We start from the raw sequence: 20,277 nt of genomic DNA on the forward strand, positions 1-20,277 counted from the left end.
CTAGAGAGCCCCCCTGCGGTGCGAGCCGTACTGCTCCATGAGCTTGCCCCGGGTCGTCTCCAGGCGGTGGGCGAGGATCTCGGCGACGCTGCGCACCAGGATCATGCCGAGCTGCCGGTCCTCCTCGCACAGCCGCAGCACCGCCGCCGCGTCGAACTCGTAGGCCCGCACCGGGCTGAAGGCCTCCGCGCCGAAGTCCCACCGGTACGGCGGGAACAGCCAGGACCAGCCGAGCAGGTCGCCCGAGCCGAGTCCGGCGACGGTGACCAGGTGATGGCTGGTCACCTGCTGGGTCAGCGAGACCGCTCCGGAGCGGATGACCCAGAAGCGGTCGGCCGTACCGCCGGCCTCGAAGATGTGGAAGTCCTCGGGGAAGGAGACCTCCCTGGCGAGCGTCATCAGGCTCTGGCGCTGCGGCTGCGGTAGTGCGGTCAGCAGTTTTGTCGCTTTGGTCATGACGCGGGGCTCCTCGCCGGCGATGGATTCCGGTGTTGTGCCTACGCCCATTTCAGCGGCTGCCGCCGTTCGGGGCACCTCGGCGGATGTGAGGATCTGCGAAGGGCATGAAAAAGCCCTGGCTGGACGGGGGAGGCCAGCCAGGGCAGTCAGAGGCGGTGTCGGAGGACGGTGTGTCGACCCCGTCACCACGTATGGATGAACCGTAAACCATCCATGGCGATTTCGCGCAATCGGATCCGGGGCGCGTGACCGGTTTCACTCGGCGGACGTGTCGACCACCCGGATCGTCTCCAGCTCCGCGTCGGCGGGGTCCGGCAGGTTCATGCCCGCGGCCAGCCCGGTCCGCAGATACTCCAGTACGGGTCCGGTCAGCAGCTCACCGGGCAGGACGGCCGGGATCCCCGGCGGGTACGGCGTGATCATCTCGGCCGCGATCCGCCCGGCGGCCCGGGCGACCGGCACGTTCTCGGCCGGGCCGAAGAACGCGTCCCGGGGCAGCCTGGCCTGCTCCATCCGCAGCTCGGACGGCGGCGGCACCTCCATCCGCGGGGCCGGGGCCAGCTCCGGCGCGACCCGGGCGAGATCCCTGAGCGCCGCGAGCAGCTCGTCCGTGGTCTCCTCGTCGTCGCCGTGGGTGATCTGCATGCCGATGCGCCGGTGGTCGTTGAGGTGGGCGTCGATGTGCCGGTGCTCGTGCAGCCAGTCCGCCGCCTGGAACCCCGAGATGCCGAGTTCCGAGAGGTCGATGACGCCGGGCAGCGGATCGAGGTCGTCGGCCAGGCCGGGCCCGCAGAAGTCGTCGCGGTCGTTGACGTGCATCCCGTCGATCTCTTCGATCGCGGCACGGACCCGGGCCGCGAGATCCAGTGCCCCGCCCATCAACTCCTTGCCCCGCAACGCCATCTGACGGCGCCAGCCGTCCAGACCGGCGTACAGCAGCACCGAGGGGCTCGTCGTGCCCAGCAGGTCGGCCCGCATCTTCAACAGGTCCGGCGGCACCAGATCGCCCCGCAGATGGAAGACGGACCCCTGTTCCAGACCGCTGCCCATCTTGTGGATGCTGGTCACACAGATGTCGGCGCCCGCGTCCATGGCCCAGGACGGCAGGTCGGGGTGGAAGGGCAGGTGCGCGCCCCACGCCTCGTCCACGATCAGCGGCACCGAACGGCGGTGGCACACCTCGGCGATGTCCCCGAGAGCCGCGCACGTTCCGTACGGGGTCGGGCTGGTGACCAGCGCGCCCTTCGCGTCCGGGTGGGCTTCGAAGGCCCGCTCGTACTCCTCGGCGGACGGCGGGTGCGCGAGGTGACGCTCGGCGTCCCACCGCGGTTCGACCCAGACCGGCTCGATCCCGGACAGGATCAGCCCGGACACCACCGACTTGTGTGCGTCCCGCCCGATCAGCAGCTTCTCGTGCGGGCCCGCCACGGCCAGCATCGCAGCCTTGACGGACAGGGAACTCCCGCACGTGGTGAAGAACGTGTGGTCGGCGTGCACGGCGTCGGCCATCAGCTCCTCGGCCCGCTCCAGCACCCGTCCCCGGGTCAGCCGGTCGTCCAGACCGCCCGACGCCAGCACGTCCCCGAGGAAGACCGCGTCCCCCAGGACCTCCCGCACCGCCGGATCGGCCCCGCGCGCCTGCTTGTGCCCCGGGGGCGCGAAGGAGAGCTGCCCCCTGCGGTGGTAGTCGGCCAGGGCTTCCAGAACCGGTGCTCGGGTGTGATCCACAGTCATTGGCCCCGGGTGCCCGGCCCGGACGTGCGTCAATCCGGACCGTGGCGCCCGGCGGTCAGCGACTGCCCGGCCTGAGCACCTCGTCCAGCACCCGGGTCACGGCCTCGTAGGCCAGGGTGCGCACGGCGGCGTCCCGCGCGGCCTGCGGATCGGAGGCCTCCAGCTCGTCGCTGCGGGCCCGCCAGGAGCGCTCCTCCTCCGCCGCACAGGCCCGGGCGCGCTGGATACGGCGCAGCAGTTCATCTGAGTCCACGACATCCGTCATGCACTTCGCGTACCCAGGGATCACGATCGAATCGCCCGGGTTCCCGCCCGGAACGGGGAGGTTTGACCCCGCGCACAGAGGTGAGCCGATTACTGGAGGCCTACGGAGGGCGCGCACCGTACAGCACGGTCACCGTGTCCGTGGGTCCGGCCGGGCCCGGCTTCTGCTTCACCGACCTCAACGACCAGTCGATCCACTGATCAGGAGCCACGTCATGTGCGACGAGCACAGGACCGCAGCCACCCCCGAAATCTCTGTCGCGCGCCGGCGCGTGAGCCCGCGGCCGTACCGGCCCGCCGAGGCCCGCCAGGCGGTCGAACGAGCCGTGTCCGAACGCTGCCGCGCCACCCACACCCCGTGCGACGCGCAGGCACTCTCGGACGCCCTGCTCGTCGCCTCGGAGCTCACCACCAACGCGATGCTGCACGGTGGCGGCGTCACCGACTTCCGCGTCACCGTCGAGGGCAGGGGCGTGTGCGTCTCGGTCAGCGACCGCAGCGCCGCGCTGCCGGTCGCCAAGGCACCCGTCGACCCCCAGGGCAGGTGGCGCCCCGGCGGCCACGGCTGGCCGATCGTCTGCCGGCTGGCCCGCGACGTGCGCGTGACCGACCTGCCCTCGGGCGGGAAGTGCATCACCGCCGTGGTGCCCCTGAGCTAGTCCGGCACTCCTGTGCAAGCCGTCGGAGAACGGAGTTCCGCCGACGGAGTTTGGTCCGCATGGAGCAGGGCAGACGCAGTTTCGTGCTTCGGACCGGAGGCGCGCCAGCGGGAGCTGCATGGCTGCTGCGGGCCCCACTTCGGCGGTCCCGGCGTCTTCCTCCCGCGGTCAGTCCCTGAACCCGTTCTTCAGGAGCGAATCCGCATGCTCACCGACACGTCGACCAGCCGTCCCACCACGCAGGACCGTCCCACCAACCCCGGCAGGCGGCGGCACGACGACGCCCCCGACACCATGGCCCTCTTCACCCGGCTGGCCGGGCTGGAGGACGGCCCCGAGCGCGACGCACTGCGCGACGAACTCGTCACCGCCTGGCTGCCCATGGCCCACCGCATCGCGGGCCGCTTCCGCGACCGCGGCGAGTCCATCGAGGACCTGCGCCAGGTCGCCGCCCTCGGCCTGGTGAAGGCCATCGACCGGTTCGAACCGGAACGAGGAGCCTTCGAGAGCTACGCCGTCCCCACCATCACCGGCGAGGTCAAGCGCCACTTCCGCGACCGCATGTGGGCCCTGCGGGTGCCCCGCCGCGTCCAGGAACTGCGCAACAAGGTGCGCGTGGCCCGCCGTGAGCTCACCCAGCACCCGGGTTCCCCCGAACCGACGCCCGCCGACATCGCCGCCCACACCGGCCTGACCGAGGACGAGGTCACCGCCGGCCTCGAGGCCCTCGAAAGCTTCAGCACCCTCTCCCTGGACGCCGAGCTCTCGGCCGGCGACGACGGCTACAGCCTCGCCGACACCCTGGGCGGCCCGGACACCTCGTACGACGTCGTGGTCGACCGCGAGTCCGCCAAGGAGGGCCTGCGCAAGCTGCCCGAGCGCGAGCGCGCCATCCTCTACATGCGTTTCTTCGAGGACATGACCCAGAGCCGGATCGCCGACCAGCTCGGCATCTCGCAGATGCACGTCTCCCGGCTCATCAGCCGCAGCTGCGCCCGCGTCCGCGACGAGGCGCTGGCCGACCGGGCGAGGCGGCAGGCCGACGGCCCTGCCGAGGCCTGAGAACACGAGGAGAGGGCCAGATGCTGATACCCGATCGCACGTTCCTGCGGCGGCTCGTCCAGGAGTACGAGGCACTGCGGGCCGAGGAGTCCGCGACGGCGGCCGAACCGAGCCCCCGGGCCCGGGACCTCGCCTACACACTCTGTGTGTCCACCGGCACGCGGGACGTGCGGCTGGCCCTGGAGACGGCCCGCCGTCTGCTCGGCGCCACACCCGAACCCGCATGACCGGCAGACCGACCGCACCCCGCGCCGCCGCCCGCCAGGCCGGCATCCGGACTTCCAGGAGGTCGACATGACCACGAGCTCCACGGCACCCGCAGGCCGCATCCAGGCCAGGCGCGCGGCACGCGGGTCCGTCATGGAGGGCGCCGCCCGCGCGGGCTTCACCGCCCGCGGGGTGATCTACCTGCTGGTCGGTGTGCTGGCTCTGCAGATCGCCTTCGGCGACGGCAAGCACCAGGCCGACCGCGGCGGCGCCCTCGAGGCCCTCGCCGACAAGCCGTTCGGTTCCGTCGTCCTGTGGGCGCTGGGGATCGGACTCGTCGGCATGGCCCTGTGGCGTCTGTCGGAGGTCGTGTTCGGATCGGTCGGCCCCGACGGCCGCAAGGCCACGAAACGACTGCTGTCCGCGGCCCGCTGCGTCTTCTACGCCTTCGTCGCCTACTCCGTGCTGTCCTTCGCCGTCGGCTCGGGCAGCGGCGGATCGAGCGACAAGCAGTCCAAGGACGTCACCGCGCGGGTTCTGGAGTGGCCCGCCGGGCAGTGGCTGGTCGGGATCGCCGGCGTCGGCGTGGCGGTGGCGGGTGTGTGGATCGCCGCGCAGGCCCTGCGCAGGTCCTTCCACGACAAGATGAAGCTCGCCCAGATGGGTCCGCGGGTCAGGAAGCTCGTCGACGTGACGGGCGTGGGCGGGGGAGTGGCGCGTGGCGTGGTGTTCACCGCCGCGGGCGCCTTCGCCGTCCGGGCCGCGGTCGACTACGAACCCGAGAAGGCCAAGGGCCTCGACGACACGCTCCGCTCCTTCGCCGACACGCCGCTGGGACCGTGGCTGCTCGTCCTGGTCGCCGTGGGTCTGGTGCTGTTCGGGGTGTTCTCGTTCGCGATGGCCCGCTGGCGGAGGGTCTGAGCCGCCGCTCACGGGGAACCCGGGGTTCATGAACGAACCCGAGCTTCCGCCCGACGGCAGGCCCGTGGACGTCTACCTGGACCTGCTGCGCGTCCGTATGGCCTCGGACGACTACGAGCTCCTGCTCAGCGTGGTCCGTCCGGTCCTGCGGGCGATCGACGAACACCAGTTGCCCGCCCTGGACTTCTCGCTCGACGACAGTGAGCAGGACGGGCTTCCCCAGGAGATCCGCGACGAGGCCGCCCTGGTCATCGCCACCGCGGTGACCGGCCGCATGGACAACGAGGTGATCGAACTCCATGTCGACGACGGCACCAGCCCGATCCGGGTGGTCACCGACGCGGACACGGCCTCCGATCCGGTCCGCCTCGGTGAGATCGCCGAGTACATCCGCGAACGCCGGCGGCTCGACGACGAGTTGCGCGGCATTGCCGAGGTGAGCGGTCTGCCCACGGATCTCTGAGCGCCCTATCGTCCGGGCGTCGCGACCGGCACGTCCAGCGGCCGGGCCAGACCCACCAGGGTCTCGTCCAGCCGCTGGACGTGCCGCAGCACGCGGTCGGTGACCCGGCCGAAGCGCGGGGTTCCGGGGACCTCGGACTCCAGGAGCGAGGCGATGCTCGGCCCGGTCTCGACCCGGGCGGTGGAGCGTTCGTCGGCGACGTGCGCGGCGATGGCCGCGATGTTCTCCCCGATGCGCCGGCCTGCCCTGCGCAGCCGGGGGTCGGCCGCGATCGAGGGGTGCGTGGGCAGCAGTTCCGCGGTGGCCGCCAGTGAGCGCGCGTGGTACGCGCAGGTCTCCAGGAGCGCCACGACATAGCGGGCCGTGTCCCGCCGGGCCCGCAGCGGTGTGATCGGGTGGGTGAGCGGCTGGGTGGCCGCCCGCAGGTCGGCCAGTGCCTGGTCCAGGTCGCGTGCCCGGTCGAGCAGTTCCTCGGGGGAGCCCCCGCTGAGCTGGTCCACGGCGGCCTCGGTGACGTCGTCGAGCCGCTCCAGGACGGTGACGAGCAGGTCGTTCGTGCGGCGGTCCGTGCGCACCGGCAGGACGAACGCCGCCGCGATCACCCCGCAGGCCGCGCCGAGCGCGGTCTCCTCCACGCGCAGCACCAGCACCGAGAGGCTGTAGGTGTGCAGCAGCGTGTAGAGCAGTCCCAGCGCCGCGGTGACGAAGAACGACATCAGCGTGTAGGAGAGCGGCGCGGTGTAGAACATCGCGAACACCAGCACCAGCACCAGGGCGAACGCCGTCCAGGTGTGCTGCCCGACCGCCCCCGCCAGCACGATCCCCGCCAGCACGCCGAGGACGGTGCCGAGCAGCCGGCGATAGCCCTTGACCAGGATCTCGCCCGTGGACGCGGTGTTGATGAAGACGATCCAGCAGGTGAGCACGGCCCAGTACCAGCGCTGGCTGGAGAGGAACTCGCCGCCGACGATGGCGAGCGCCGACCCCACGGCCACCTGCACCGCGGCCCGTGTGGTGGGCCGCCTGAGCCCGGTGAGCTCCTCCTGCGTCCCGCCGTCCTCCTCACCGGCGTCGATGACGGCGTCCTCGGCGTCCAGTTCCTCCCGTGAGCGGGCCGTCGCGGGGGAGTCGTCCGACTCGTCCTGCGGGCCGTCCAGGGCGATCCTGAGGCCGAGGACCGCGCGGGCGGCCTCGCCGACGCCCCGGAAGACGTCCTGGACCGCGGGCGGCGCGGGCGGCAGGTTCTCCTCCTCCCGGTAGCCGAGGAGCCGGTTGCGGACCTGGGACAGGGCCGTACCGGACCTGGCGGCGACCGGGCGCAGCACCAGCAGCCGCAGCGCCTCCAGGTCGCGGCGCACCCGGTTCATCGCCTCGTCCCGGCCGGGCATCCGGCCGGGACGAGGGGCCGGCGCACCCGGCAGATGCAGGGTGAGGGTGTCCGCGCGCTCGGAGCTGCGGGCCGTCAGCAGCAGCAGACCGAGCCGCTCGGCGGCGATCTCGGCGTCCGCGACGCGCCGCTGCACGAGCCGCGCCGCGCCCGCGTCGGAGGTCCCCTCCTCCAGCCGCCCCTGGATCATCAGCGCGGTCTCGTGCAGCCGCGCGGTGCCCTCGCGTACGTCCTTCAGCGCCGAGTCGATCTCCTCCGGCCCGGCGTCCAGCAGCGCGAGCTGTGCGGACACGAGCTGGGCCAGCCGGACCCGGAAGGCCTCCCGCAGGCGTTCGAGCAGGCCCGCGGGTGTCTCCGGCACCAGCAGGAAGCGTGCCGCCGCGCTGCACAGGAAGGCGACCCCTAGGACGCCGTACAGCTCGGGCAGGCCGGAGACGGAGGCGCCGACGAACAGGGACACGAAGTAGATCTGGAAGCCGATCAGGCCGAGCGCGGTGCCCCGGTCGCCGAAGCGGCGGCCGTAGACCGCGCAGAAGATCAGCGCGACGAAGAACAGGTCACCGGCCAGCACCCGGGAGCTCAGCAGCGCGCCCAGGGACATCGAGACCAGGGCCACCGGCAGGCCCAGGGCGAGGGTCACGGCCTGCCGGGCGCGCTGCTTCTCCCGGATGGCGAAGGTCGCGACCATCGCCGCGATGGCACCTGCCACCAGGTGCGGGACGCTCACCCCCAGCACACCGAGCACGGCCAGCGTGAGCGCGATCGCCCCCACCGTGCGCAGACCGGCGGCCAGCCGCAGCAGGCCCGGGTCCGACGCGGCGACCCGATCGCGCAGCATCGCTGTGTTCACTCCGCCGTACTCACTCCCGTGTCACGTCATGATCCGTTTCCAGCATGGCACGGGAGGGGTGGATCACTCGCCCCTGGCCTCGGCGAGGGTGTGGGCGACCAGTGCGTTGGCGTGGCCGTGCCCCATCCCGTGCTCGGTCTTCAGCCAGGCGACCAGCTCCATGTGCCGGGTCAGCGGCGAGGACCGGACGAGCTCCTGCCACTCGGCGACCGGGCGGCCGTACTTCTTCTCGATGGAGGGGAAGTAGCTCGCGGGGCCCTTCAGGGTCTCGGCCATGGCGGTGTCCTCTCGGGGGCGATGTGCTGTCCCTCCTGGGACCGCCGACCGGCCCGGAACCGATCGGCGGCTCGAAGTGACGTGCGTCACACCTACTGGTCGAGCTGTGCTGCCTCCTCGACCTGGGCCCGGACCTGCTCCGGTGTCAGATACGCGTCCGTGTACTCGAAGTCCTTCAGCTTGGCGGGCTTGCGGGCCTGGAAGCCGGTGCGGACGAAGTCGTCGCCCGCGACGGCGTTGAGCGTCCAGTTCGTCGCCACGCGGACCTTGGCGACATTGGTGCGCAGCGCGGCCCAGTGGTAGCCGCGGGCGGCGAACTGGGCGGGCAGGCCGCGCAGTTCGATGCCGAGCGGCTTGGAGACGGCGTCCGTGCCGCCGAGGTCGACGACCAGGCCGAGGTCCTTGTGGACGTACGGCTTCAGCGCCTGGCCCCGCAGCGTCGCGATGACGTTGTCGGCGACCACCTTGCCCTGGCGCATGGCGTGTTGGGCCGTGGGCGGGCAGATCGCGCTGTCGTCGTCCTTGGCCTTGTCGGGCACGGCGGCGGAGTCGCCGAGCGCGAAGACGCCGTCGTGGCCCGGCAGGGTCATCTCGGCGGTCACCGCGAGCCGCCCGCGGATCGTCTCGGCGTCGAGCGTGGCGATCAGCGGGCTGGCGACCACCCCGGCCGTCCAGATCAGGGTGCGGGTCGGCACCACCCGGCCGTCGGTGAAGGTGACCTCCTCGGGGCCCGCCTTCTCGATCGACACCCCGAGCGACACGTCGATGCCGCGCCGGCGCAGGATCTCCTGCGCACTGCGGCCCAGCTTGTCGCCCAGCTCCGGCATCAGCTTCGGGGCGATGTCGATCAGATGCCACTTGATCAGCGACGGGTCGATGCGCGGGTAGCGCTTGACCGCCGCGTGGGTCAGCTTCTGCAGACAGGCGGCGGTCTCGGTGCCGGCGTATCCGCCGCCGACCACCACGAACTGCAGCCGGGCCGCCCGCTCGGCCGGGTCGTGGCTGGCGTCCGCGAGGTCGAGCTGGGAGATGACGTGGTCGCGGATGTAGGCGGCCTCGGCGAGCGTCTTCATGCCGAAGGCGTGCTCGGTGAGACCGGGGATGTCGAAGGTGCGGGTGATGCTGCCGGGGGCCAGCACGATGTAGTCGTACGGCTCGTTGACGATCTCGTCCGTGATGGTGCGGATGACGCAGACCTTGGACTTGAGGTCCACGCCGATCGCGCCGCCCGGGATGATCCGGGTGCGGTACTTCTTGCTGCGGCGCAGGGAGACGGCGATCGACTGGGGCGTCAGCACGCCCGAGGCGACCTGGGGCAGCAGGGGGAGGTAGAGCTGGTAGGCGAACGGCGTCACCAGGGTGACATCGGCTTCGTCCGGGGAGAGCTTCCGCTCCAGCCGGCGCACGCATTCGACACCGGCGAAGCCGGCGCCGACCACCAGGATCCTGGGTCGTGTCACGGTGTTCATCCCTTTCTGCGGCTCCAGGCGGTCTGCCTCGAACGCCCTTCGTCTGCCCGTGCGGGCGCGACGAATGCGTCGATGACCACCTTGCCCGTCCTGACCTGAAAGTGCACCGGGAGAAAGGTGGAGGAGGTGCGCGGACCGGACGAGGGGAAACCGCTTGTGAGGGGGCCGGCCGCCGAATGTGTGTGCGGCAGAGGGGTATGGGGTGCTGTGGACCCGCCCGCAGCGAAGAGGCGGGATCCGTGCAGCGCTCGGGAGGGAAGGAGCAGCGTGACCACCGACAGAATCTGGTCGTACGCGCCGGACAGCGGATACGTCGAGGGACAGGACCTGACGGGCTTCAGCGTCGTCGCGAGCGACGGCACGATCGGACACGTGGACCGGCAGGCCGCCCCCGACGGCATGGAGCACCTCGTCGTCGACACCGGCGTCTGGATCTTCGGCCGCAGCGTCCTGGTCCCGGTGGGCGTCGTCACCCGGGTCGACACCGAGGGCCGGCGGGTCACCCTGGCCTGCACCGAGTCGGAGGTGAAGGCGGCCCCCCGCTTCCGCACCGACAGCGAGACCAGGGACCGTGAGTACCTCGCGGCGGTCGGCGCCTACTACCTGGGGCTCACGGCCACCGCATGACGCGAGCGCGGCGGGTCACCACGGCAGGAAGACGTGCACGTCCTTGCCGCGCTCGTCCGTCACCACGCTGACCTGGTCGCACAGCGCGTGGACCAGGTGCCAGCCGATGCCGCCGCCGCCCGTGCGCGGATCGAAGGAACGGGGGGCCGGCGGCGTCGGGTTGGTGTCGCGCAGCGTCACGTGCACGCCGTCGAAGGTGCGGCGCATGCGCAGCACGAAGGGCCCGGGGGCGTACTGGACGGCGTTGGCGGCGAGTTCCGTCACCACCAGCAGGATGTCGTCCCAGTGCTCCGGGGTCGCGGGCGGCACGCTCTCGCCGAGTTCGTCCAGGAATTCTTCAGCGGCGAGCCGCGCACCCGTCACGCATTGCGGCTCGCCCGCGAAACGGGTGGTGCGGCTCGGAATCGCCTCGGAAGTCAGTGTCTCGTCCCAATGCGGCTCGGTGCCGAGCCGCTCTCACGGCCCGGCGTCAGCGGGTTGTCGTACTCTCTAACGTCGCCAATGAGCCGTGTTCCCGAGGGCGGGCTCCCCAATCGTCCTCACCTTCGGGAACGCGCTCGGCGGGCGAGGTTTCACCGGAACACGTTGTCGGAGTCGTCCCAGCTCAGCAAGTCCTCCGTCGAGGTGCGCCGGGCCCCGGCCGAGCGGGCCTGGTACATCGCGTCGATCTCCGCCGCGTACCGGTGCACGATCTCGTCCCGGCGCAGCTTCATCGACGGCGTCAGCAGGCCGTTGGCCAGGTCGAACGGCTCGGGCAGCACCCGGAACACCCGGATCGACTCCGAGCGGGAGACGGTGCTGTTGGCGGCGGCCACCGCCCGCGCGATCTCCTCCCGCAGCGCGTTCTCCTCCCGGGCCTCGCGTGCCGAGGGATCCTGCTGGGCCACCAGCACTCCGCGCCAGTGCGCCAGGAACACCGGGTCCAGAGTGAGCAGGGCGCCCACGCAGGGCCGGTTGTCGCCCACCACCACGGCCTGGTGGACGAGCGGGTGCATCCTCAGCCGGTGCTCCAGGGCGGCCGGGGCCACGCTCTTGCCGCTGGCGGTGACGATGATGTCCTTCTTGCGGCCGGTGATCGTCAGATAGCCGTCGGCGTCCAGTCGTCCGAGGTCCCCGGTCGCCAGCCAGCCGCCGTACAGTGCGGCGCGGGTCGCGGCCTCGTCGTTCACATAGCCCTGGAAGACGGACGGTCCGCGCACCAGGATCTCCCCGTCGTCCGCCACCCGCAGATCCACGCCCGGCAGCGGACGGCCGACGGTTCCGGACTTCTCCCGGCCCAGCGGCTGCATGGTGATCCCGCCGGAGGTCTCCGTGAGGCCGTACCCGTCGTGGACGTAGACGCCGATGCCCTCGTAGAACAGGGACAGCTCGCGGTTGAGGGTGGAGCCGCCCGAGGTGGCGCGGCGGACCCGGCCGCCCAGCGCGGCCCGCAGCCTGCGGTACACCGTCCGCTCGTACAGGGCGTGCTGGAGCCGCAGGTCGAACCCGGGCCCGGGACCCTCGCCCAGTCGCTGCCGCTCGCAGGCCAGGGCGAAGTCGCGGGCCGTGTCGGCGGCCCGCTCGAACAGGGCGCCGCGGCCCGCCTGCTGGGAGGCGCGCAGGAAGTTCTTGTAGATCTTCTCGAACACCGAGGGGACGGCGTAGAAGTAGGTGGGGCGGAAGGACTGGAGGGAGGCCGCCAGCGCCTCCTCGCCGAGGTCGGGCTCGTGGGCCATGAGCAGACCGCCGCGGATGCACACGCCCTGGATCATCAGGCCGTACACATGGGAGAAGGGCAGGAAGGCGAGGACGGAGGGCTGCTCCCCGGGGGCCGCCGTGATGTGGCGCCAGCCTTCGAGGAGGGTGTCGACCGGGCTCGCGAGGCCGCGGTGGCTGAGCGCGCAGCCCAGTGCGTGACCCGTGGTGCCGGAGGTGTAGGCGACGACCGCCGTGGAGTCCGGCAGCACGATGCGGCGCAGCGACTCGACCGTGGCGAGCGGGATCGTCCGGCCGCGCTCCCTCAGGTCCGCCAGCGCGTCCGCGTCGAGCTGCCAGACGTGGCGCAGCCGGGGCAGCGAGGCACACACCGAGCCGACCGTCATGACCGCCTGCTCGTCCTCCACCACCACGGCCGCACAGCCGGCGTCGCGCAGGATCCACTCGACCTGCTCGCGGGAGGACGTCGGATAGATCGGGACGACCTCGGCGCCGACCGTCCACAGCGCGTAGCTGAGGACCGTCCACTCGTAACGGGTGCGCGCCATGATCGCCACCCGGTGGCCCGGTGAGATACCGGAGGCGACCAGTCCCTTGGCGAGGTCCACGACCTCGTCCCGCAGTTGGACGGCCGTGACGGTCCGCCAGCCTCCCGAGGAGCCCTCGGGGCGGCGGGCGAGCACCGGCAGGGCGGGCTCCAGCTCCGCCCGCTCGAAGACACTGTCGGCCAGACCGCCGCTGGAGCGCGAGAGGGTCCGGGGAGCGAGGGCGAAGTCGCGCATGCGCTGCTCCTGACGTGTACGGGCTGTGACGGCGCGGACGAGTTCGGTCAACCGCGGTGCTCGAATCTAGCCCAGGCGCGAGCGAGTGGTACCGGGAATACGGAAGTAAGCGGTCACCCGTGATCTCGTCGAGATCGGGGCACTCGGACCGCATGAGTTACACGAACCCCGACCCCGAACCCGAGCGCACCACCGGACTGGAACCGGGCGGCGGCGTACCGCCGGGCGAGACCCCGCCCGCCGAGAGCAGCCTGCCCGAGGCCGGCCCGCGGGAGACGCACAACCCGACCAAGGGCTGGGCCAAGGGCCCGCTGGCCCTGATCCTGCTCCTGGTCGTCCTCGTCGCCGCGTTCTTCCTGGTGTACGCGATCGTCCTGGCCCTGTGAGCCCTAAGCCTGGGTCAGCTTCACGCACTCGGTGACCACGCTCCGCAGGCTGCCGGTGCGCTCCAGCAGCTCGCGCTGCACCCGGGCGCCGTTGCCGTGCCGCAGCAGTTCGGCGCAGGCAGCGCGGGCCCGCTCCAGGTCACCGCTGTCGGCGAGTGCGTCCTCGACGTGCTCCAGCAGGGCCCGCACCACCGTCTGCGCGGGCATGCGGTGCATCGTCGCGGGGTGGAGCAGTTCCCCGGACAGTCCGGAGCGCGCGGCCTGCCAGGCCGCGAGGCGCAGCAGGCTCACACTGTGCGTCACCGGTTCCCGTCCCGCGCGCCACTCGCGCGCGGCCGTCTCCACCAGCCCGCGGGCGAGGGTGGCGAGGAGCACGGCGGTGTCCGACTGAAGGCAGACGTCCGAGACCCGGATCTCCACCGTCGGGTAGTTCCGGGACAGCCGGGCGTCGAAGTAGATCATGCCCTCGTCGAGGATGACGCCGGTCGCCACCATGTCCGCGACCCGCCGGTGATAGCGCTCCGCCGAACGGAACGGCTCGGTCGGGCCGGCCGAGGGCCAGCGCTGCCACACCCGGCTGCGGTAGCTGCTGTAGCCGGTGTCCTTGCCCTGCCAGAAGGGCGAGTTGGCGCTGATCGCGGCCAGCACGGCCAGCCAGGGCTGGATGCGGTCGACGACGGCGACGGCCTCCTCGTCCGACTCCACGGACACATGGACATGACAGCCCATGACGAGCTGCTCCCGGGTGGCGATGCCGTACTGGTCCGCCATCCACTGGTAGCGCCGGCCGATGCCCACGGACGGGCTGACGGGCAGCGGCGAGGTGGCCAGGGAGACCACGGCACAACCGCTGTCGCCGGCCAGCCGGGCGGCCTCCTTGCGGCAGCGCACGATCTCCGCGCGGAGCTCCTCCATGCCCGACTGCGGGTGGGTGGCGAACTCCACCATCTGGTTGTGCAGTTCCTTCTCGAAGACGTCCTGGTCCGGCTCGTCCTGCGCGGCCCGCGCGAGGACGGCAGCGGACAGCGCCTGCGGCTCGCCGGTCTCGGGGTCGACCAGGAGGAGTTCCTCCTCCACTCCCACGGTGCGCACGTGATGCAGCCCTTTCTGTGGCCCTCGGCGACGACGAGGATGCTGGTTCTCGTACGACCCCGACTGCCCCTTCGGGGCCGGTCGGACACCTCCGTGTCGCCTGCGGACTCAGTCGGGCACCGGGACCAGCCACACCGTCGCGAGCGGCGGCAGGGTGAGCCGCAGCTCCCCGTCCTCCGCCTTGACCGGGTCGCGCCGCACGACGTCGCCGCCGCCGTAGCACGCGGCGTCCGTGTTGAGGGCCTCCTGCCACAGGGGGCGCACCTCGGGCACGGTGAGGCGGTAGTCCTCGCGCACGACGGGGGAGAGGTTGGAGACCGCGAGCAGCGGGGCGCCCGCCGAGTCGAACCTCAGGAAGGCGAAGACGTTGTCCTCGGCCGCGTCCCCGACCACCCACCGGAAGCCGCCGGGGTCGGTGTCGCGCTCCCACAGGGCGGGGGTCGCCCGGTACACCGTGTTCAGGTCGCGCACCAGATCTCGCACGCCCCGGTGGTCGGCCTCGGCCCCGTACGCCGGGTCCAGCAGCCACCAGTCCGGGCCGTGCGCCTCGGACCACTCCGCTCCCTGGGCGAACTCCTGGCCCATGAAGAGGAGTTGCTTGCCGGGGTGCGCCCACATGAAGCCGAGGTAGGCGCGGTGGTTGGCGCGCTGCTGCCACCAGTCGCCCGGCATCTTGGACACCAGCGCCTGCTTGCCGTGGACGACCTCGTCGTGGGAGATCGGCAGGACGTAGTTCTCGCTGTACGCGTACACCATCGAGAAGGTCATCTCGTTGTGGTGGTACTTGCGGTGCACCGGCTCATGGCTGATGTAGCCGAGGGAGTCGTGCATCCAGCCCATGTTCCACTTCAGGCCGAACCCCAGGCCGCCGCTGTCCGTGGGGCGGGTCACGCCGTCCCAGGCCGTGGACTCCTCGGCGATCGTGACGACACCCGGCGCCCTGCGGTACACGGTCGCGTTCATCTCCTGGAGGAAGGCGACCGCGTCGAGATCCTCCCGGCCCCCGAACACATTGGGGCTCCACTGGCCGGAGTCACGCGAGTAGTCGAGGTAGAGCATCGAGGCGACCGCGTCGACCCGCAGCCCGTCGATGTGGAACGCCTCGCACCAGTACACGGCGTTGGCGACCAGGAAGTTGCGCACCTCGACGCGCCCGAAGTCGAACTCGTACGTCCCCCAGTCCGGGTGCTCGGCACGCCGGGAGTCCCCCGGCTCGTAGAGCGGGTCCCCGTCGAAGCGGGCCAGCGCCCAGTCGTCCTTGGGGAAGTGGGCCGGCACCCAGTCCATGATCACACCGACACCGGCCCGGTGGAGGGCGTCGATCAGGTACTTGAAGTCGTCGGGCGTGCCCAGCCGGGAGGTCGGCGCGTAGAACCCGGTGACCTGGTAGCCCCAGGAGCCGCCGAAGGGGTGCTCGGCGACCGGCATCAGCTCGACGTGGGTGAAGCCCAGGTCCCTGACGTAGCCGGGCAGTTGCTCGGCCAGCTCACGGTACGTGAGGCCCTTGCGCCAGGACGGCAGGTGGACCTCGTAGACCGAGAACGGCGCCCGGTGCACCGGCAGGTCCCCGCGCCGGGCCATCCACTCCTGGTCGCCCCACTCGAAGTGCGAGGCGGTCACCACGGACGCGGTCGCGGGCGGCACCTCGGTGGCGCGCGCCATCGGGTCGGCCTTGAGGAACCGGTCGCCGTACCGCGAGGTGATCTCGAACTTGTAGCGGGCGCCCTCGCCGATCCCCGGCAGGAACAGCTCCCAGACCCCGGACGAGCCGAGCGAGCGCATCGGGAACGCCTGCCCGTCCCAGAAGGTGAACTCGCCGGCCACCCGGACGCCCTGGGCGTTGGGTGCCCAGACCGTGAAGCGGGTGCCGGACACCCCCTGGTGGGTCATCGGCTCCGCGCCGAGCGCCTTCCAGAGCTGCTCGTGGCGGCCCTCCCGGATGAGATGGAGGTCGGTCTCGCCGAGCGCGGGCAGGAAGCGGTACGGGTCGTGCACCTCCTGCTCTCCGTCCGCGTACGACACCAGCAGGGTGTAGTCCGGGATCGCGCCGAGGGGCAGCAGACCGGAGAAGAGGCCGTCACCCTCCGAGGCCAGCCGTCTGCGCTCGCCGCCGATCACGACGCTCACCCCGCGGGCGAAGGGGCGCAGCGCCCGGAAGACGACCCCGTCCGCGACGGGATGGGCGCCCAGCAGCGCGTGCGGGTCGTGGTGGGCGCCGGCCAGCAGCCGGCCCCGGTCCGCGGGGTCGAGCGCGGGGGCCGGGGCACAGCGCGCCGGTCCGGACGGCTCGGGCAGTGTGGTGTCACGCAGGGCCACGGCTCAGTCTCCTCTCACGGCAAGGCGTTCGATCGCCGCCATCGGCACGGGCAGCCAGTCGGGGCGGTGCCGTGCCTCGTACAGGACTTCGTAGACGGCCCGGTCGGTCTCGTAGGCGCGCAGCAGGCCGTGCTTCTTGCGCGGATCCCACCCGGCGAGGGCCGCGTAGCCCCCGCAGAACGCCTCCCGGCAGCGGCGCGCCCACTCCGGGCGCCAGGGCCGGCGCTGCCGGGCCGCGTAGTCGAAGGAGCGCAGCATGCCCGCGATGTCCCGGACCGGGGACTGGGCGGTGCACCGATCGGCGAGCGGGCGCGACGGCTCGCCCTCGAAGTCGATGACGAACCACTCGCGGCCGGCCCGCAGCACCTGCCCCAGGTGCAGATCACCGTGGACACGCTGGGCGGGCGGCCCGGAGTCGCAGGTGGCGAGCGCGCCGAAGGCGCCCCGCAGGCCGGGGACGAACGGCCGCAGCGCCGGCACGCTGTGCGCGGCGGCGTCGAGGCGTTCGGTCATCGCGGCCGCGGTGGCGCCGTTGTCGTCGTGGCCGCTGCCGGGGAAGGCGGCGGCCAGGGCGAGGTGCACCTCGGCCATGGCCCGCCCGAGTGCGTGGGCCTGCACGGTGAAGTCGTCACCCGAGGCGAGCGCCTGCAGGGCCAGCGCCCAGCCGTCGGACGCGTCGCGCAGATACGGCTGGAGCACGCCGAGCGTGGCCTCCTGCGGATGCGTGGTGCGGAACCAGGCGACCGGCGCCGGCACCCGCCGACAGCCCTGGCCGGCCAGCGCGACCGGCACCTCCAGGTCCGGATTGACCCCGGGCTGGATGCGGCGGAAGACCTTCAGGATGAACTCGTCGCCGTACACCAGCGAGGAGTTCGACTGCTCGGCGTCCAGCAGCCGCGGCGGGAGCCCCGCGGGCACCGGCACCGAGGGGGCCCGCTCGAAGCACAGCGGGCCGGCCGTGCCGGGATGCCGCAGCCGCTCCAGCAGCAGTTGGGCCGAGCGCGGGTCGTGCAGGGCGTCGAACACCGTGAGGCCGGCCAGCGGGCCGCGCTCGGCGCGGCCGATGAGGGCCCGGCCCAGACGCGGCGAGAGGTGTTTGCGCACCCCGAGCAGCAACTGGTAGCAGTCACCGGCCGGGGAGCCGCCGCCGGGCGCGGGCACCCCGCCGTGACCCGTGTGGACCAGCAGGTGCAGACAGCCCGGGAACAGCTCGGTCATCGACAGCAGACCGAGGTCGCTCACGGGCCGGTCCTTGCCCGCGAACCAGCGCTGCCGCGGCAGCCATTGGCGCAGCAGGTCGCCGAGCGAGGCCATGAGATCGGTCGCGGGCGCGGGTCTCGGGCTGAGGGATGCGGTCTTCGGCATGGTGACGCGTCCTTTCGTCGGCACGCTCAATGGCGTCGGCCGATGCGGGATGCGACTCGGGAGAGCCGGAACCAGTAGAAGCCGTGCCCGCCGAGGGTCAGCAGGTACGGCAGTTCACCGATGGCCGGGAAGCGCACCCCGCCGAACAGCTCGACCGGGTGCCGGCCGTCGAACTCACGCAGGTCCAGTTCAGTGGGCTGCGCGAACCGGGAGAAGTTGTTCACACACAGGACCAGGTCGTCCTCGTACTCCCGCAGGAAGGCCAGCACCGCCGGGTTGGAGGAGTGCAGCTCGGTGAAGGTGCCGAGACCGAACGCGGGGTTCTGCTTGCGGATCTCGATCATCCGGCGGGTCCAGTGCAGCAGGGAGGACGGGGAGGCCATCGACGCCTCGACGTTGGTGACCTGGTGCCCGTAGACCGGGTCCATGATGATCGGCAGGCTGAGCCGCCCCGGATCGGCTGTGGAGAAGCCCGCGTTGCGGTCGGGGGTCCACTGCATCGGGGTGCGGACGGCGTCGCGGTCGCCGAGCCAGATGTTGTCGCCCATGCCGATCTCGTCGCCGTAGTACAGGATCGGCGAGCCGGGCAGGGACAGCAGCAGAGCCGTGAACAGCTCGATCGTGTCACGGTCGTTGTCGAGGAGCGGGGCCAGGCGCCGCCGGATGCCGATGTTGGCGCGCATCCGCGGGTCCTTCGCGTACTCGGCCCACATGTAGTCGCGTTCCTCGTCGGTGACCATTTCGAGGGTCAGCTCGTCGTGGTTGCGCAGGAAGATGCCCCACTGGCAGTTCTGCGGGATGGCCGGGGTCTTGGCCAGGATCTCCGAGACGGGGTAGCGGGACTCACGGCGCACCGCCATGAAGATGCGGGGCATGACCGGGAAGTGGAAGGCCATGTGGCACTCGTCGCCGCCGGCCTGGTAGTCGCCGAAGTAGTCGACGACGTCCTCCGGCCACTGGTTCGCCTCCGCCAGCAGCACCGTGTCCGGGTACAAGGCGTCGATCTCGCGGCGCACCCGCTTCAGGAACTGGTGAGTGGCGGGCAGGTTCTCGCAGTTGGTGCCCTCCGCCGCGTACAGATAGGGGACGGCGTCGAGGCGGAAGCCGTCGATGCCGAGGTCGAGCCAGAAGCGGAGGGCGGCAAGGATCTCCTCCTGGACGGCCGGGTTCTCGTAGTTGAGGTCCGGCTGGTGGGAGAAGAAGCGGTGGAAGTAGTACTGGCCGCGGACCGGGTCATAGGTCCAGTTGGAGGCCTCGGTGTCGACGAAGATGATCCGCGCGTCCTGGAACTGCTTGTCGTCGTCGGCCCACATGTAGTAGTCGCCGTAGGGGCCGTCGGGGTCCTTGCGGGACTCCTGGAACCACGGGTGCTGGTCGCTGGTGTGGTTCATGACGAAGTCGATGATCACGCGCATGCCGCGCTGGTGGGCGGCGTCGACGAACTCCACGAAGTCGGCGAGGTCACCGAACTCCGGCAGCACGGCGGTGTAGTCCGAGACGTCGTACCCGCCGTCCCTGAGCGGTGACTTGAAGAAGGGCGGCAGCCACAGGCAGTCGACACCGAGCCACTGGAGGTAGTCCAGTTTGGCGGTCAGGCCCTTGAGGTCGCCGACGCCGTCGCCGTTGCTGTCCTGGAAGGAGCGGACCAGCACCTCGTAGAAGACCGCGCGTTTGAACCAGTCGGGGTCCCGGTCCTTGGCCGGGGTGTCCTCGAAGGTGTCGTGGACGGGCTCGTTGACAGTCACGCTGTGGATCCTCCGATCTGCGGCGCCGACCTGCGGACCTGGAACAGGTGCGCCGGTGCCCGGCCGGGCTCCAGACGCACGTAGTTGTTGCTGCCCCAGTGGTAGGTCTCACCCGTCAGTTCGTCGTGCACGGACAGGGACTCGTGCCGTTCCAGGCCGAGTTGCGGCATGTCCAACGAGACCGTCGCCTCCTGGGTGTGGTGCGGATCGAGGTTCACCACCACCAGGACCGTGTCGTCACCGGTGCGCTTGCTGTAGGCGATGACCGAGTCGTTGTCGGTGTGGTGGAAGCGGATGTTGCGCAGGCGCTGGAGCGCGGGGTGGCGGCGCCTGGTGGTGTTGAGCTGGGTGATCAGGGGGGCGAGGGAGTCGGGGGTGTCCCAGTCGCGGGCCTTGAGCTGGTACTTCTCCGAGTCGAGGTACTCCTCGCTGCCCTCGCGCAGCGGGGTGTTCTCGGCGAGTTCGTAGCCGGAGTAGATGCCCCAGGTCGGCGAGAGCGTCGCGGCCAGCACCGCGCG

The 20,277-nt window shown here is 71.5% G+C and carries 21 protein-coding genes; 8 read left to right on the forward strand and 13 right to left on the reverse strand.

Going from position 1 to position 20,277, the window contains the following annotated elements; translation table 11 throughout:
- From ACIQJT_RS12395 to ACIQJT_RS12405, 3 genes are all read right to left on the reverse strand, one after another.
- On the reverse strand, positions 1-456 hold the full coding sequence (locus tag ACIQJT_RS12395; RefSeq protein WP_402642548.1) for a cyclic nucleotide-binding domain-containing protein: 456 nt from the start codon (positions 454-456) through the stop codon (positions 1-3).
- Between the two features lie 258 nt (positions 457-714).
- Positions 715-2,193: an aminotransferase class I/II-fold pyridoxal phosphate-dependent enzyme gene (locus ACIQJT_RS12400; protein WP_402642550.1), complete on the reverse strand. Its 1,479-nt coding sequence runs from the start codon at positions 2,191-2,193 to the stop codon at positions 715-717.
- 55 nt (positions 2,194-2,248) lie between these two features.
- Positions 2,249-2,458, reverse strand: coding sequence for a hypothetical protein (locus ACIQJT_RS12405; RefSeq protein WP_365449498.1), 210 nt, complete (start codon positions 2,456-2,458; stop codon positions 2,249-2,251).
- Between the two features lie 62 nt (positions 2,459-2,520).
- Between ACIQJT_RS12405 and ACIQJT_RS12410 the strand changes: the two genes are divergently transcribed.
- From ACIQJT_RS12410 to ACIQJT_RS12435, 6 genes are all read left to right on the forward strand, one after another.
- Positions 2,521-2,658, forward strand: a complete 138-nt coding sequence (locus tag ACIQJT_RS12410) for a hypothetical protein (protein ID WP_159044259.1) — start codon at positions 2,521-2,523, stop codon at positions 2,656-2,658.
- Between the two features lie 14 nt (positions 2,659-2,672).
- On the forward strand, positions 2,673-3,116 hold the full coding sequence (locus ACIQJT_RS12415) for an ATP-binding protein (protein ID WP_365449500.1): 444 nt from the start codon (positions 2,673-2,675) through the stop codon (positions 3,114-3,116).
- Between the two features lie 204 nt (positions 3,117-3,320).
- Positions 3,321-4,178 (forward strand): SigB/SigF/SigG family RNA polymerase sigma factor, encoded by an 858-nt coding sequence (locus ACIQJT_RS12420; protein WP_365449502.1) that lies wholly within the window; start codon positions 3,321-3,323, stop codon positions 4,176-4,178.
- 20 nt (positions 4,179-4,198) lie between these two features.
- Positions 4,199-4,405: a DUF5133 domain-containing protein gene (locus ACIQJT_RS12425; RefSeq protein ID WP_402642554.1), complete on the forward strand. Its 207-nt coding sequence runs from the start codon at positions 4,199-4,201 to the stop codon at positions 4,403-4,405.
- A 67-nt stretch (positions 4,406-4,472) separates the two neighbouring features.
- Positions 4,473-5,306, forward strand: a complete 834-nt coding sequence (locus tag ACIQJT_RS12430; protein ID WP_365449506.1) for a DUF1206 domain-containing protein — start codon at positions 4,473-4,475, stop codon at positions 5,304-5,306.
- Positions 5,307-5,334: 28 nt separating this feature from the next.
- Entirely contained in the window at positions 5,335-5,769 is a 435-nt protein-coding gene (locus ACIQJT_RS12435; RefSeq protein ID WP_365449508.1) for a hypothetical protein, read from the forward strand.
- 5 nt (positions 5,770-5,774) lie between these two features.
- On the opposite strand, the gene ACIQJT_RS12440 is transcribed toward ACIQJT_RS12435, so the two are convergent.
- The 3 genes from ACIQJT_RS12440 to ACIQJT_RS12450 form a co-directional block, all read right to left on the reverse strand.
- A complete protein-coding gene (locus tag ACIQJT_RS12440; protein WP_402642558.1) occupies positions 5,775-7,994 on the reverse strand; it encodes an FUSC family protein in 2,220 nt (739 codons plus the stop codon).
- 75 nt (positions 7,995-8,069) lie between these two features.
- Positions 8,070-8,282, reverse strand: coding sequence for a DUF4287 domain-containing protein (locus ACIQJT_RS12445; protein WP_402642560.1), 213 nt, complete (start codon positions 8,280-8,282; stop codon positions 8,070-8,072).
- Between the two features lie 92 nt (positions 8,283-8,374).
- Positions 8,375-9,751, reverse strand: a complete 1,377-nt coding sequence (locus tag ACIQJT_RS12450; RefSeq protein WP_402642563.1) for an NAD(P)/FAD-dependent oxidoreductase — start codon at positions 9,749-9,751, stop codon at positions 8,375-8,377.
- Between the two features lie 267 nt (positions 9,752-10,018).
- On the opposite strand from ACIQJT_RS12450, the gene ACIQJT_RS12455 reads away from it, so the two are divergent.
- A complete protein-coding gene (locus ACIQJT_RS12455; protein WP_402642566.1) occupies positions 10,019-10,378 on the forward strand; it encodes a PRC-barrel domain containing protein in 360 nt (119 codons plus the stop codon).
- A 15-nt stretch (positions 10,379-10,393) separates the two neighbouring features.
- Here the strand turns inward: ACIQJT_RS12455 and ACIQJT_RS12460 are convergent, their stop codons facing one another.
- Both ACIQJT_RS12460 and ACIQJT_RS12465 read right to left on the reverse strand, forming a co-directional pair.
- Complete coding sequence (locus ACIQJT_RS12460; RefSeq protein WP_053848058.1) at positions 10,394-10,798, reverse strand: ATP-binding protein; 405 nt, start codon at positions 10,796-10,798, stop codon at positions 10,394-10,396.
- Between the two features lie 152 nt (positions 10,799-10,950).
- The gene (locus ACIQJT_RS12465) at positions 10,951-12,855 is read right to left on the reverse strand and encodes an AMP-dependent synthetase/ligase (RefSeq protein WP_402642568.1); all 1,905 of its coding nucleotides are present in this window, start codon (positions 12,853-12,855) and stop codon (positions 10,951-10,953) included.
- 152 nt (positions 12,856-13,007) lie between these two features.
- Here ACIQJT_RS12465 and ACIQJT_RS12470 point away from each other — a divergent pair, with 152 nt between their 5' ends.
- Entirely contained in the window at positions 13,008-13,241 is a 234-nt protein-coding gene (locus ACIQJT_RS12470; protein ID WP_057611365.1) for a DUF6480 family protein, read from the forward strand.
- A 3-nt stretch (positions 13,242-13,244) separates the two neighbouring features.
- Here ACIQJT_RS12470 and ACIQJT_RS12475 read toward each other — a convergent pair whose 3' ends face one another.
- From ACIQJT_RS12475 to ACIQJT_RS12495, 5 genes are all read right to left on the reverse strand, one after another.
- Positions 13,245-14,333 carry a glutamate--cysteine ligase gene (locus tag ACIQJT_RS12475; protein ID WP_365449516.1) on the reverse strand — a complete coding sequence of 363 codons (1,089 nt, stop codon included), beginning with the start codon at positions 14,331-14,333 and terminating at the stop codon, positions 13,245-13,247.
- Positions 14,334-14,441: 108 nt separating this feature from the next.
- Positions 14,442-16,649 carry a 1,4-alpha-glucan branching enzyme gene (gene glgB, locus ACIQJT_RS12480; RefSeq protein ID WP_402642572.1) on the reverse strand — a complete coding sequence of 736 codons (2,208 nt, stop codon included), beginning with the start codon at positions 16,647-16,649 and terminating at the stop codon, positions 14,442-14,444.
- A 3-nt stretch (positions 16,650-16,652) separates the two neighbouring features.
- A complete protein-coding gene (locus ACIQJT_RS12485) occupies positions 16,653-18,014 on the reverse strand; it encodes a maltokinase (protein ID WP_402642575.1) in 1,362 nt (453 codons plus the stop codon).
- A gap of 26 nt (positions 18,015-18,040) precedes the next feature.
- Positions 18,041-19,759, reverse strand: coding sequence for a maltose alpha-D-glucosyltransferase (treS, locus tag ACIQJT_RS12490; RefSeq protein ID WP_365449522.1), 1,719 nt, complete (start codon positions 19,757-19,759; stop codon positions 18,041-18,043).
- Positions 19,756-20,277, reverse strand: a 522-nt coding sequence (locus ACIQJT_RS12495) for an alpha-glucosidase C-terminal domain-containing protein (RefSeq protein WP_402642578.1), incomplete at its 5' end; no start/stop codon positions are given. The genes ACIQJT_RS12495 and treS, both read right to left, overlap by 4 nt.

Origin of the sequence: Streptomyces sp. NPDC091972, assembly GCF_044756385.1 — a bacterium.
Lineage (GTDB): Bacteria > Actinomycetota > Actinomycetes > Streptomycetales > Streptomycetaceae > Streptomyces.